This window comes from Ollibium composti, from assembly GCF_004801285.1.
GTDB classification, from domain to species: Bacteria; Pseudomonadota; Alphaproteobacteria; order Rhizobiales; family Rhizobiaceae; genus Mesorhizobium; species Mesorhizobium composti.
Genome location: NZ_SSNY01000010.1, coordinates 142,958 through 155,556, shown reverse-complemented (window position 1 = coordinate 155,556; position 12,599 = coordinate 142,958). Strand labels below are relative to the sequence as shown.

General features: G+C 65.9%; 12 protein-coding genes. 10 read left to right on the top strand and 2 right to left on the bottom strand.

Annotated elements, in window-relative coordinates; translation table 11 throughout:
* Positions 1-40 precede the first annotated feature (40 nt).
* The 4 genes from E6C48_RS17105 (at position 41) to guaA (ending at position 4,328) form a co-directional block, all read left to right on the top strand.
* Positions 41-1,327, top strand: a complete 1,287-nt coding sequence (locus E6C48_RS17105) for an RsmB/NOP family class I SAM-dependent RNA methyltransferase (protein WP_136359440.1) — start codon at positions 41-43, stop codon at positions 1,325-1,327.
* Positions 1,328-1,457: 130 nt separating this feature from the next.
* Complete coding sequence (locus E6C48_RS17100; RefSeq protein ID WP_136359381.1) at positions 1,458-1,916, top strand: PaaI family thioesterase; 459 nt, start codon at positions 1,458-1,460, stop codon at positions 1,914-1,916.
* 109 nt (positions 1,917-2,025) lie between these two features.
* Positions 2,026-2,664 carry a 5'-methylthioadenosine/S-adenosylhomocysteine nucleosidase gene (locus E6C48_RS17095; RefSeq protein ID WP_136359380.1) on the top strand — a complete coding sequence of 213 codons (639 nt, stop codon included), beginning with the start codon at positions 2,026-2,028 and terminating at the stop codon, positions 2,662-2,664.
* Between the two features lie 107 nt (positions 2,665-2,771).
* Complete coding sequence (guaA, locus tag E6C48_RS17090) at positions 2,772-4,328, top strand: glutamine-hydrolyzing GMP synthase (protein WP_136359379.1); 1,557 nt, start codon at positions 2,772-2,774, stop codon at positions 4,326-4,328.
* A 285-nt stretch (positions 4,329-4,613) separates the two neighbouring features.
* Here guaA and E6C48_RS17085 read toward each other — a convergent pair whose 3' ends face one another.
* Positions 4,614-5,129: a Holotricin-3 precursor gene (locus tag E6C48_RS17085; protein WP_168734567.1), complete on the bottom strand. Its 516-nt coding sequence runs from the start codon at positions 5,127-5,129 to the stop codon at positions 4,614-4,616.
* A gap of 194 nt (positions 5,130-5,323) precedes the next feature.
* On the opposite strand from E6C48_RS17085, the gene E6C48_RS17080 reads away from it, so the two are divergent.
* The 6 genes from E6C48_RS17080 (at position 5,324) to E6C48_RS17055 (ending at position 12,033) form a co-directional block, all read left to right on the top strand.
* Positions 5,324-6,040, top strand: a complete 717-nt coding sequence (locus E6C48_RS17080; RefSeq protein ID WP_168734566.1) for a GntR family transcriptional regulator — start codon at positions 5,324-5,326, stop codon at positions 6,038-6,040.
* 56 nt (positions 6,041-6,096) lie between these two features.
* Positions 6,097-7,095 (top strand): TRAP transporter substrate-binding protein DctP, encoded by a 999-nt coding sequence (gene dctP, locus E6C48_RS17075; protein ID WP_168734565.1) that lies wholly within the window; start codon positions 6,097-6,099, stop codon positions 7,093-7,095.
* 92 nt (positions 7,096-7,187) lie between these two features.
* Positions 7,188-7,688, top strand: a complete 501-nt coding sequence (locus E6C48_RS17070; protein ID WP_168734564.1) for a TRAP transporter small permease — start codon at positions 7,188-7,190, stop codon at positions 7,686-7,688.
* Complete coding sequence (locus E6C48_RS17065; protein ID WP_230978816.1) at positions 7,685-8,965, top strand: TRAP transporter large permease; 1,281 nt, start codon at positions 7,685-7,687, stop codon at positions 8,963-8,965. The genes E6C48_RS17070 and E6C48_RS17065 overlap by 4 nt, the downstream gene beginning before the upstream one ends.
* A gap of 17 nt (positions 8,966-8,982) precedes the next feature.
* Positions 8,983-11,019: an NADH:flavin oxidoreductase gene (locus E6C48_RS17060; protein ID WP_136359374.1), complete on the top strand. Its 2,037-nt coding sequence runs from the start codon at positions 8,983-8,985 to the stop codon at positions 11,017-11,019.
* 39 nt (positions 11,020-11,058) lie between these two features.
* The gene (locus E6C48_RS17055) at positions 11,059-12,033 is read left to right on the top strand and encodes an aldo/keto reductase (RefSeq protein ID WP_136359438.1); all 975 of its coding nucleotides are present in this window, start codon (positions 11,059-11,061) and stop codon (positions 12,031-12,033) included.
* 319 nt (positions 12,034-12,352) lie between these two features.
* Here E6C48_RS17055 and E6C48_RS17050 read toward each other — a convergent pair whose 3' ends face one another.
* A complete protein-coding gene (locus E6C48_RS17050) occupies positions 12,353-12,532 on the bottom strand; it encodes a hypothetical protein (RefSeq protein ID WP_136359373.1) in 180 nt (59 codons plus the stop codon).
* Positions 12,533-12,599 lie beyond the last annotated feature (67 nt).

The following is a 12,599-nucleotide window of genomic DNA, read 5'->3' as shown; positions in this document are numbered from 1 at the left end:
CGTTACAGCGGGGCCGGATCAACCGCGAATGGCAGGAACGATGCGACTGGGCGGAAGGCTGGCGGCAGCCATCGAAGTGCTGGAGGACATTGGCCGCAGGCACCGCCCGGCGGCGGATGCGCTGCGGGACTGGGGCCTCTCGCACCGCTTCGCCGGCGGCGGCGACCGCGCCGCGATCGGCAACATCGTCTACGACGCGCTGCGGCGGCGGCGTTCCGCCGGCTGGATGATGGACGGCGATGCGCCCCGCGCCCTCGGCTTCGGCGCCTTGCTTCTGGAATGGGGCCAGACGCCGCAATCGCTCAACGCCGCGTTGGAAGGCGACAAGTTCGCGCCCGAGCCGCTTTCGGAAACGGAACTCGCGGCGGCGTCCCGCTCCCTGGCGGACGCACCGGATATCGTGCGCGCCGATTGCCCGGACTGGTGCGCGCCGCTGCTGGAAGGCGCTTTCGGAGCTGACTGGGTGGCGGAAGCGGGCGCCCTTGCCGCGCGCCCGCCGCTCGACCTGCGCGCCAACACGCTGAAGGCCGGCCGCGACAAGGTGCTGGCCGAACTGGGGCTTGCCGAGGCGGCGCCGACCGCGCTGGCGCCCGACGGCATCCGCATCCCGCCGATCGAGGGCAGCGGCCGCCATCCAAACGTGCAGGCCGAGCCCGCTTTCCAGAAGGGCTGGTTCGAGGTGCAGGACGAAGGCTCGCAGATCGCCGCGCTGCTCGCTGGTGCGGCGCCAGGCATGCAGGTGCTCGATTATTGCGCCGGCGCCGGCGGCAAGACGCTGGCCCTGTCGGCTGCAATGGAGAACCGCGGCCAGATCTTCGCCCACGACGCCGAAAAGCAGCGGCTGGCGCCGATCTTCGAACGGCTGCGGCGCGCCGAGTCCCGCAACGTGCAGGTCGTGGCCAAGCCGGCCGAGCTCAGCCCTCTCTCCGGTCATATGGACATCGTGTTGATCGACGCTCCTTGCACGGGCTCCGGTACTTGGCGCCGGCGTCCCGACGCCAAATGGCGGCTGACCGACAGGCAACTGGAGGCGCGCCGTGCCGAGCAGGCGGCGATCCTCGATACGGCGTCCGATTTCGTGAAACCCGGTGGGCTGCTGGTCTACATCACATGTTCGGTGTTCGAGGCCGAGAACGGCGGCCAGATAGACGCGTTCCGTGCCCGGGCCGGCGCCTTCTCGGCTGTCGATCATGCTGCCCTGTGGGAAACGCACTTTCCCGGCCACGCGGCTGCGGCGCGCATCGACAGGGAACGCGGCATCTCGCTCTCGCCGGCACGCTCCGGCACCGACGGCTTCTTCTTCTGCGCGCTGCGCCGGGTGGGGTGAACGAAGCGCAGGCTTCCCTTCCCCTCAAGCGAGAGGGAAAGTCCGTGCATCTTGTTGCACCGCACAAATCGCGATTGCCTGCCGTCGCGGCCTCTGCGATAACGCGATCGTTAGCAGCGAAAGCACCCGCATGGCAGCCAAGATCGTTCCGGCCCCCGACTATGAAGAGCGCGTGCGCGCTTCCTTCGCCCGCCAGCAGGCGATGGCGACCATCGGCGCCGACCTGACGCTGGTGACCCCCGGCATCGTCGAGATCGAGATGCCCTACAGCGAGGCGCTGACCCAGCAGCACGGCTTCCTCCATGCCGGCGTGATTTCCACGGCGCTGGATTCGGCCTGCGGTTACGCCGCCTTCTCGCTGATGCCGGAAGATGCGGCCGTGCTGACCATCGAATTCAAGGTCAACCTGCTGGCGCCCGGCAGGGGCGAGCGCTTCCTGTTCCGCGGCTCCGTCACCAAGCCGGGCCGCACCATCATCGTCGCCGACGGTCAGGCCTACGCCATCGCTGCCGACGGCGAAGCCAAGCTGATCGCCACCATGACCGGCACCATGATGACGGTGACCGGACGTGAGGGAATGCAGGGGTGAGACGCCGGTTCGCGCAGCAAATCGAAAGATCCGGTAGACCTTTCGAAGGCGTCGAACGTCAGGGAACTGCGGAGCAGCAGGCCTCTGACCGGATAGGGGCCGCGCAGCCGTGACGAACCCCGTCACGCACATCGCCGGCAAGACGGTCCTGTTCGTGATGGCGGCCGAGGCCGAATACGGCCCGAACCTGCGCCGCCTGTTCACGCCGCTGCTGACCGGTGTCGGGCCGGTCGAGGCCGCCGTAGTCATGGGCGCCGAGCTGACCAGGCTGCAAGAGCAGGGCGCCCTGCCGGACCTCGTCGTCTCCCTCGGCTCCGCCGGTTCGCGAACACTGGAACAGACGGGCGTCTACCAGGCGGTCTCGGTGAGCTATCGCGACATGGACGCTTCGCCGCTCGGCTTTAAGAAGGGCGTCACGCCTTTCCTCGACCTGCCGGCGACCGTACCGCTGCCGCTGCGCATTCCCGGCATCGCCGAGGCGACGCTGTCCACCGGTGCGGCAATCGTTTCGGGTGCCGCCTATGATGCGATCGCCGAAGACATGGTGGACATGGAGACCTTCGCGGTGTTGCGCGCCTGCCAGCTTTTCGCCGTCCCGCTGATTGCTCTGCGCGGCATTTCCGACGGTGCGGCCGAACTCAGTCATGTCGGCGACTGGACGGAATATCTGAACATCATCGACGAAAAACTGGCCGTCGCCATCGGGCGTCTTTCCGAAGCGCTCGCAACAGGTACGCTCGCGCCTTGAATCTCCGCGCAAAGGCGCTTGGCCAGTACATGAAGCGCTTGAATCGGACTGTCGGTTCTGCGCGCCAACCCATTGCGCCGACTCGACTTTGTCTTTAAAGGCCCGCCATGACGACACATCCCGACACCGTTCTCATCATCGACTTCGGCAGCCAGGTCACGCAGCTCATCGCAAGACGGGTGCGCGAGGCCGGCGTCTACTGCGAAGTCGTGCCGTTCCAGTCGGCCGCCGAGGCTTTCCAGCGCATCCGGCCGAAGGCCGTCATTCTTTCCGGCAGCCCGCACTCCACCGTCGACATCGGCAGCCCGCGCGCGCCGGACGCGGTGTTCTCGGCCGGCATTCCGGTGCTCGGCATCTGCTATGGCGAGCAGACCATGTGCGCCCAGCTGGGCGGCAAGGTCGAGACCAGCCACCATCGCGAATATGGCCGCGCCTTCCTCGAAATCCAGGACGACAGCGCGCTGTTCGACGGCGTCTGGCCGAAGGGCACGCGCCACCAGGTGTGGATGAGCCACGGCGATCGCGTCACGGCCCTGCCGCCCGGCTTCCGCGTCGTCGGTACTTCCACTGGCGCGCCCTTCGCGGCGATCGCCGACGAGAGCCGGAAGTTCTACGCCGTGCAGTTCCACCCCGAGGTGGTGCATACGCCGGACGGCGCCAAGCTGCTCCGGAACTTCGTCCATCATATCGCCGGCCTGCGCTCGGACTGGACGATGGCGGCCTATCGCGAGCAGGCGGTCGAGGCGATCCGCAAACAGGTCGGCAAGGGGAAGGTGATCTGCGCGCTGTCTGGCGGCGTCGATTCCTCCGTCGCTGCCCTGCTGATCCACGAGGCGGTCGGCGACCAGCTCACCTGCATCCTCGTCGACCACGGCCTGATGCGGAAAAACGAAGCGGCCGACGTGGTGGCGATGTTCCGGCAGCACTACAACCTGCCGCTGATCCTGGTCGATGCCGCGGACAAATTCATCTCGGCCCTTGAAGGCGAGAGCGACCCGGAAAAGAAGCGCAAGACTATCGGTCGCCTGTTCATCGAGGTGTTCGAGGAGGAGGCGAAAAAACTCGGCGGCGCCGATTTCCTGGCGCAGGGCACGCTCTATCCCGACGTCATCGAGAGCGTCTCCTTCACAGGCGCGACGTCGTCGACCATCAAGTCGCACCACAATGTCGGCGGCCTGCCCGAACGCATGAACATGAAGCTGGTGGAGCCGCTACGCGAACTGTTCAAGGACGAGGTGCGGGCGCTGGGCAAGGAACTCGGCCTGCCCGACAGCTTCATCGGCCGCCATCCGTTCCCCGGTCCGGGGCTCGCCATCCGCTGCCCCGGCGGCGTGACGCGCGAGAAACTGGAAATCCTGCGCGAGGCCGACGCGATCTATCTGGACGAGATCCGCAAGGCCGGCCTCTACGACGCCATCTGGCAGGCCTTCGCCGTGCTGCTGCCGGTGCAGACGGTCGGCGTCATGGGCGACGGCCGCACCTACGATTCCGTGCTGGCGCTGCGCGCCGTCACCTCGGTGGACGGCATGACGGCGGATTTCTACCACTACGACATGGAATTCCTCGGCCGCACCGCCACTCGCATCATCAACGAGGTGAAAGGCATCAACCGCGTCGTCTACGACGTGACCTCGAAGCCGCCGGGAACGATCGAGTGGGAGTAGGAGCTAGGCAGCCCATCTGTTGCTGGCCTGGAATGGGCTGAGCCCGCCCGTGGCCATTCGGTCGTGTTTGTGCGACAGTCGGATCGACCGGAACCATCGACGCGACATCTGCTGCACCCGTTCCGTGCTTGCTTCAAATCGATGGCCTGCAACCCGCGCCCTTCGATTGCAGGTCAATTCGAAATCCTCGCAACCTGATCGCCGATGCGAAAGCTCTGCCGCGTGATCGAAAACGCGATTTGCGGCGGGCCGCGAAATGGCTTTATCAAGTCACGTAGAGCGCCGTTATTGCCGAGCGTCCAGCAAGGCGTTGATCCGGTCGATCTCAGCCGCCGACAGTTCGGTTCTGCCGAATGCCGCCGCCAGTTGCATTTCCGCGTCATCCAGCGCTTGCGCCTGGGCGGCTGGGTCCTGAAGGGCCAGTGCCGTCTCGCGGCTGCTTTCATAGGTGGCAATCTTGCCGACCGCCGAGTTGAGGGCGGCGTGCTCGCGGGCCGTGGCTGATGCGTGAGCCGCGCTCAACGCTCCAAATGAGCGGGTAACAGACGCACTTTGCGACGTCGCCACGAAGGTTCTGTGCGTGGCGGATTTGCCGTGCACAGCGGCCGATTTGTCGTGGCTGGCCGACGATTTGCCATTGCTGGAGCCGCCACGCCCGCCATTGCCGTGTCCGCCGCTGTTGCCGGCACCCTTGGCGTGGGCTGCGCTGGTCAAGCTCAATCCATCGACAGAGGCTAGCGATGCACCTCCGGCTGCCAGGCCGAAGCAGGTCAGTACGGCAAGGTAAGCTTTCACTCTCATGGGAGTCCTCCTGCGAAAGCCCCCTCGATGAAATCATGCCCCGTTTGAGGCAGATATGTGACGAAACGCCTGCAGCGGGAGCCACGCCTGCGCTCGGTGGCCGGCCCGAGAGGCGCCCTTGCAAAAAAAAGCTTGCCTTCGCCCAGTGTATCTACTTAGTGTATCCAATCATCGGATGCGATCGGGAGGCGATCTTGGCGAAGGCTTCTGCCACGCAAATTGCGGTGGAACAGCTCAGGGCTTCGATCCTGTCGGGAGAGGTCCTGCCCGGCACGCGGCTGATCCAGGAGCAGATCGCAGAGGCCTACGGGTTTTCGCGTATCCCGGTGCGCGAGGCGCTGCGGCTGCTGGAGGCGGATGGGCTCGTCACCTACGAGCGCAACAACGGCTACACGGTGGCGCGCATCGACGCCACGCAGTTGCGCAGCATTCAGCGGCTCCGCCAACTGCTTGAAGCCGAGGCCGTTCGCCAGGCTTCCGCTTCCGGTGAACTCGGTCCGGAACTCGCCGCTTCCATGCGGCAGGTCCATGCGGAGCTGAAGGCGATGAACCCCGAAAACGCGGGGGAGGTCGCGTCGCGCACCCGCGCCTTTCATTTCACCCTGTTCGAGGCCTGCCGCGAGCCGGTCCTGCTGCGCATTCTCCGCAACCTCTGGGATTCTACCGATAGCTGGCGGACCATCTACTACCGGCTGGTCTTCGCCTCGGAGGCCGATCACCGCAAGCAGGTGTTCGAGGAGCACGAGCATCTTATGCGGATCGTCGAAAGCGCAGACGCCGAGGCGACCGTCGCCATACTCGACCATCTCAGGGACCGTGGCATCGCCGCCGTTGAGAGGGCGGTCGTTCAAAGCCGATCGCAAGAAAGCAGGCTGCAGGCCCACCTCATGCTGAGGACCCTGCAGGCCTGAGGCCTGTCACTGGAATGCAAGACGAAACCCGAAGGGGAAAGGTGAGGAAAATGGGAGTGATCAATTTCAGCCGCCGGCTCGCGCTGGCTTTGGTGGCGGGCAGCGCACTGTCGCTGTTCGCGGGAGGCGTGGCCGTCGCGCAGGACAAGGTCCTGTTGCGCCTGGCGCACGGCTACACCACGACGTCCGTCGAGCAGGAGGTGCTGGCCGCCACAGCCGATAGGATTCGTGAGCGAACGGGCGGTGCGCTCGACATCCAGATATTCCCGGCGAACGAACTCGGCACGAATGCCGACATGGTCGAGCAGGCCGTTTCGGGCGGCGATGTCATCGTCTTCGTCGACGCCTCCGGCGCCGCGGAAAAGGGCTTTCCCACGCTCGGCATCCTGTCCGGTCCCTTCCTCTTCGACAATGGCGAGCAGGCGCAGAAATTCGCCAAGTCGGATATGTTCAAGGAGTGGACCGAGGAACTGGCGGCGAAGGGCAACCTGCGCATTCTCGCGCTCAACTGGTTCGACGAGCCGCGCGACATCATCGGCGACCGCTCCTTTGCCGATCCGGCGTCCCTCAAGGGCATGAAGGTCCGCCTGCCGCCGCTTGCAGCCTGGCTCGCCACCTTCGAGCCGCTCGGCGCCATCCCGACGAGCCTGACCTACGGCGAGACATACGGCGCCCTGGAACAAGGTGTGGTGAACGCGACCGAATCCTCGCCCAACGCGATCTTCGCCGCCAAGTGGCACGAGGTGAGCAAGCACCTGACGCGCACCGGCCACATCCGCCCCTGGCTCGGCTACGCCATGGGCGAAGACGCGTTCAAGCGGCTGAGTGAGGATCATCGCAAGGTCCTCGTGGAGGAGTTCACCGCCTCCGGCGAGGCGGCGGCCAAGACCCATACCGAGCGCACGAACGGCCACATCGAACAGATGAAGGCGGCCGGCGTCGAGATCCATGAAGCGGACATCCCGGCCTATCGCGCCGCGACGGAAGGCTTCTACACCAGCTCCAAGGACTGGCCGGCCGATCTCGTGGGCCAGATCCGCGCACTCGCCCAGTAGTTTCGTGCCCGTCCGTCCGGCAATGCCGGACGGACGGCAACACAGTGGACGGTTTTCCCATGAAACGATTAGTCGTTTTCATAGAAGACGATGTGCCGGCCATTTTGCTGGCTGTAATGGTCGTGGTCCTCGGCGCCGAGGTGTTTTCCAGATACCTCCTGTCCCGGTCCATTCTCGGCGCCTCGGAAATCGCCGAACTGTGCTTCGTCTGGCTGGTCTATCTGTCAGCCATCGGCGTCCTGCGCCGCCGTCGGCACATCGCCGTCGATGCGTTGCGCATGCGGCTTGGCTCTCGCGGCCAGGCGCTTCTCGATTGCCTGACCAACGCGATCATGGCGGGAACGCTCGGGCTGCTTCTCCTGCGCGCCTGGACGTTCGTCAGCCGCACCAACTTCTCGCCCTTGCCGGCGACGGGTCTTTCCAGACGGGTACTGGCCGTCGCCGTGCTCGTCGGGATCGCCGGCATGCTGGTCCACGTCCTGCTTCACCTCGTCGCCGCGCTGCGTGGGGCGAGGAGCGACAGCTACAGCGCCGAACCCGAAAGCCTGGGTGAACTCGACGATATCGAGCAGGGCAAGGGGACCGCGCTATGACCATCGCCCTGTTCATGCTGCTGATGATCGGCCTGATCGCCATCGGCCTGCCGATCGCTTTCACGTTGCTTGTCACCTCGGTCGCCTATTTCACCGTCACGCCCAGCCTGGACATCATCGTGGTGCAGCGCATGGTGACCTCCATGGCGTCCTTTCCGCTGTTGGCGGTGCCGTTCTTCGTTCTGGCCGGCACCATCATGGTCCGCGGCGGCATCGCCGAACGGCTCATCGGCTTTGCCGACGTGCTGGTCGGCCACCTTCGCGGCGGTCTCGCCCAGGTCAACGTCATGAACAGCGTGCTGATCGGCGGCATGTCGGGTTCGGCCAGCGCCGACGCGGCCATCGACAGTAAGGTCCTGGTGCCGATCATGCGGCGCAAGGGATATTCGAACGGCTTCGCCAGCGCCCTGACCGCGACCTCGTCCGTATTCTCGCCCCTGCTGCCGCCGTCCATCAGCCTGGTGATCTACGGCGTCATGGCGGACGTCTCCATCGGCGACCTCTTCATGTCGGGCATCGGCGTGTCGGCCGTCATGCTGGTCGTGATGATGCTCACCGTGCATGTCATGTCGATCCGCAACGGTTATGAGCCGTCGCGCAAGCGTGCCACCGCCGGCGAAATATGGGCGGCTTTCCGCGCCTCCATCTTCGCGCTGCTCATGCCGGTGCTGCTGCTGGTCGGCCTGCGCGCCGGTGTCTTCACGCCCACCGAACTGGCCGCTGTGGCGGTGATCTACTCGCTTTTCGTGGCGATGGTCATCTATCGCGAGATCCACTGGCGGGATCTGCTGCCGATCTTCCGCGAAGCGGCGCTCACGACCGCGATGATCATGCTGATCATCGCGGCGGCCGGCGCCTTTGGTCTCGTCGTCTCCTACGAGCAGATTCCACGGCTGCTGAAGTCGGCCTTGGACACGGCCGCGATATCGCCGACCATGTTCATGGTCATCCTCTCGGTGGCGCTGCTCATCGCCGGCACGGTGCTGGAATCGCTGTCGCTGATGATCATCCTGATTCCCGTGCTGGCTCCCATGGGCGCCAGCCTCGGCATCCCGGCCGAGCAACTCGGCCTGTTGCTGGTGCTGATCTTCACGCTTGGCGGCATCACACCGCCGGTCGGCACGATCACCTTCACGGTCTGCGCCATCACCGGTTGCCGCCTTGGCGAGTTCACGCGGGCCTTCCTGCCTTTCTTCGCTGGAATGCTGCTGGTCGTCGTCGCCGTGATCCTGTTTCCGCCGCTGACCACATGGCTGCCAGCCGTCCTCCGACACTAGACTCCTTGAACCGAACCATGTCGCATGATCCGCTCCTGCAGCCTTTCCGGCTGAAACACCTGACGCTTCGCAACCGGATCGTCAGCACCTCGCACGAGCCCGCCTATGGCGAGCAGGGAATGCCCAAGGACCGCTATCGGCTCTACCACCTGGAGAAGGCGCGGGGCGGGGCGTCGCTGACCATGATCGGCACCTCGATGGTCTCGCGCGACAGTCCCTCCTCCTTCGGCAGCAACCTCGTCCTGCACAGGCCGGAGATCGAGACATGGCTGCGCAGGCTCGCGGACGACGTTCATGCCGAAGGTGCCGCCGTGATGCTGCAGATCACCCATCTGGGCAGGCGCACCAGTCACTATGCCGGCGACTGGCTGCCGGCCGTCTCGGCCTCCGCCATTCCCGAGCCGTTCCACCGTGCCACGCCCAAGGTGGCGGAAGACTGGGACCTCCAGCGCATCATCGCCGGCTACGCCGCCGCCGCGCTGCGCTGCCGCGAGGCCGGGCTCGATGGCGTCGAGATCGAATGCTACGGCCATCTGTTCGACGGGTTTCTCTCGCCGCTGACCAATCGGCGCGACGACGCCTGGGGCGGGACGCCGGAGAAGCGGCTGGCCTTTCCGAGGGCCGTTGTCCAGGCGATCCGCAAGGCGGTCGGGCCGGACTTCATCGTCGGCCTGCGCGCCGCCGTGGACGAGGACGATCCGGAAGGGCTGTCGCTGGAGGGAGGGCTGAACGCCGTGCGCGTGCTGGCCGGCGACGGCATCGATTTCCTGTCGGTCATCAAGGGCACGATCGGCAACGACGAGGGGCTTGCCCGCGTCATTCCGCCAATGGGCACGCCTTCTGCGCCGTTCCTGGATTTCGCCGGTGCGGTGAAGCGGGCGCTGGACCTGCCGGTCATGCACGCCGCCCGCATCAACGACGTGGCGACGGCCCGCCACGCGGTTCGCGAAGGTCTGCTGGACCTCGTCGGCATGACGCGGGCGATGATGGCCGACCCTCATCTCGTCAACAAGGTGGCCTCTGGGCAGGTTGACCGCATCCGGCCATGCGTCGGGGCTACCTATTGCCTGGACGCGCTGCACCGGACCGGCGACAGCAAATGCATCCACAATCCCTCGACCGGCCGTGAAGGCACCATCCCGCACGTCATTCCGAAAAGCCCCGCGCCGGGCCGCCGCGCCGTCGTGATCGGCGCTGGGCCTGCCGGGCTGGAGGCGGCGCGCGTCCTTGCCGAACGCGGGCACAAGGTGATCGTCTTCGAGGCGAACAAGGCACCCGGCGGCCAGATTCTGATCGCTTCGCGCTCGCAGCGGCGGCGCGACCTGATCGGCATCGTCGATTGGCGGCTGGCCGAGGCGGATATCCTCGGCATCGACATCCGGTGCAGCGTCTATGCCGATGTCGACGACGTCCTGGCCGAAAGTCCCGACGTCGTGGTCGTCGCGACCGGCGGATTGCCGGACCGTAGCTTCCTGAGCGAGGGCGCGGACCTCGTCCTCGACAGTTGGGAAGTTATGACGGGAGATCCGCTTTCCGGGGACGTCCTCGTCTTCGACGCCATGGGCAACCATGCCGGGCTGGACGCGACGGAAACCGCCACCGCTTCCGCAGGGACCGTCGAATATGTGACGCCGGCGCGCACCATCGCCCCCGAGGTCGGCCCGCTGACCTCGCCCGGTTATCTGCGCATGTTCGCCGAGCGTGACGTGACGACCACCCTCGGCTGGCGCCTTCGCAAGGTGACGCGGACGGACGATGGCCGTCTGGCGGCGCACCTGACCCACGAATATTCGGACATGACCCGTATCCGGATCGTCGACCATGTCGTCGTCGAGCAGGGGACGCTGCCCAACGACGACCTCTACTTCGGTCTCGTCCCTCATTCCATCAACTGCGGCGAACTCGACCAGGAAGCCTTCGTCGGCATCCGCCCGCAGGAGATCGTCCGCAATCCCGTCGGCACGTTCAGGCTCTTCCGCATCGGTGACGCGGTGGCGGGGCGCAACATCCACGCCGCCATCTACGATGCCGCACGGCTGTGCCTGCCGGTCTGACGCAATCCTCCCTCAGAAAGAAATGGTTCTGACATGACAATGACTTATGTGAATCTCGGCAAGACGGGCCTCAAGGTTTCGCGGCTGGCACTGGGCTGCATGACCTATGGCGATCCCAAGGCGGGCACCCACGACTGGGCGCTCGACGAAGCCGGGGCTCGTCCCTTCGTACGGCAGGCGATCGAAGCCGGCATCAACTTCTTCGACACCGCCGACGCCTATTCGGCCGGAGCGAGTGAGGAGGTCGTCGGCAAGCTCCTGAAGGAGCACGCCGCCCGCGAGGATGTCGTCATCGCGACCAAGGTGCATTTCCCCGTCGGCAAGGGTGGGCCGAACCGGCAAGGCCTGTCGCGCAAGGCGCTGATGGCCGCCTGCGACGCCAGCCTGAAGCGGCTGGGCACGGACTTCATCGACCTCTACCAGATCCATCGCTGGGACCCGCAGACGCCGATCGAGGAAACACTGCAAACGCTGGACGACCTCATAAGGGCCGGGAAGGTGCGCTATATCGGCGCCTCGTCGATGTATGCGTGGCAGTTCTCGAAGGCTCTCTACACCTCGACCGTCAACGGCTGGGCGCGGTTCGTCTCCATGCAGCCTCACTACAACCTCCTCTATCGCGAGGAGGAGCGCGAGATCATCCCGCTGTGCCTGGATCAGGGCGTCGCCGTGATTCCGTGGAGCCCGCTGGCGCGCGGCCGGCTGACCAAGGTCGCCTCCGACAGCGACCGCAGCCGGCTCGACCCCTTCGCGCAAAGCCTTTATCTGGCCGAAGACGAGAAGATCATCCAGACAGTCGCCCGTATCGCCAAGGCGCGTGGCGTTCCGATGGCCCAGGTCGCGCTGGCGTGGACGGCAAGCCGGCCCGGCATCACCGCACCGATCATCGGGGCGACCAAGCCGCATCACATTGCCGACGCGGTGGCCGCCCTGTCGATCCAGTTGACGGCCGAAGAGATCGCCGATCTCGAAAAGGACTACGCGCCGCGCGCGGTCTCGGGCCTTTCCCGCTGACGCGCAGCCCTGCATGGCGGCGGCCGTCTTCTTTTTCGCCTCGGTTCGCCGCCTGTAGAAACAAGCCATCGCCGAAGGCAGATGCTTGTGCCTGATGTGCCACCGTAGGCGCGACGGCATGGGCAATAAGATGCCGCAGGGCGTGATCGGCTGGAAACTGTGAGGCCCGGCCGCAAACGCCAGCCGGTGGCGCTTAAGCCCGCTCGCGGCATCGATCCCTGACAAGGGGCGCGACATGCGCCATGACATGGATCGATGCCACCGGACGGGCTTCCTGTCTGGCGGTGGCGCTTGCGCCACCGGGGCTGTCCGACGCGCCCTACGCGGCGGCCTTCTTGTCGGGGCGCGGCGCGAGGCCGGCGGCCTGCTCGCACACCTCGATATGCTTGGCGAGAGCCTGGTTCGACAGCACAGAGCTAATGGTGGTGATGTCGCGCCCCTGGTAGCGCGGCATCTTCTGGATTTCCTTCAGCCGTTCCAGAAGGGATATGCGGGTCATCGCGTTGCTCCTTTGCTGATGATGGTGCGCCCGGTGCCTGGGTCGGAGCGACCCCGATCATGCGCGG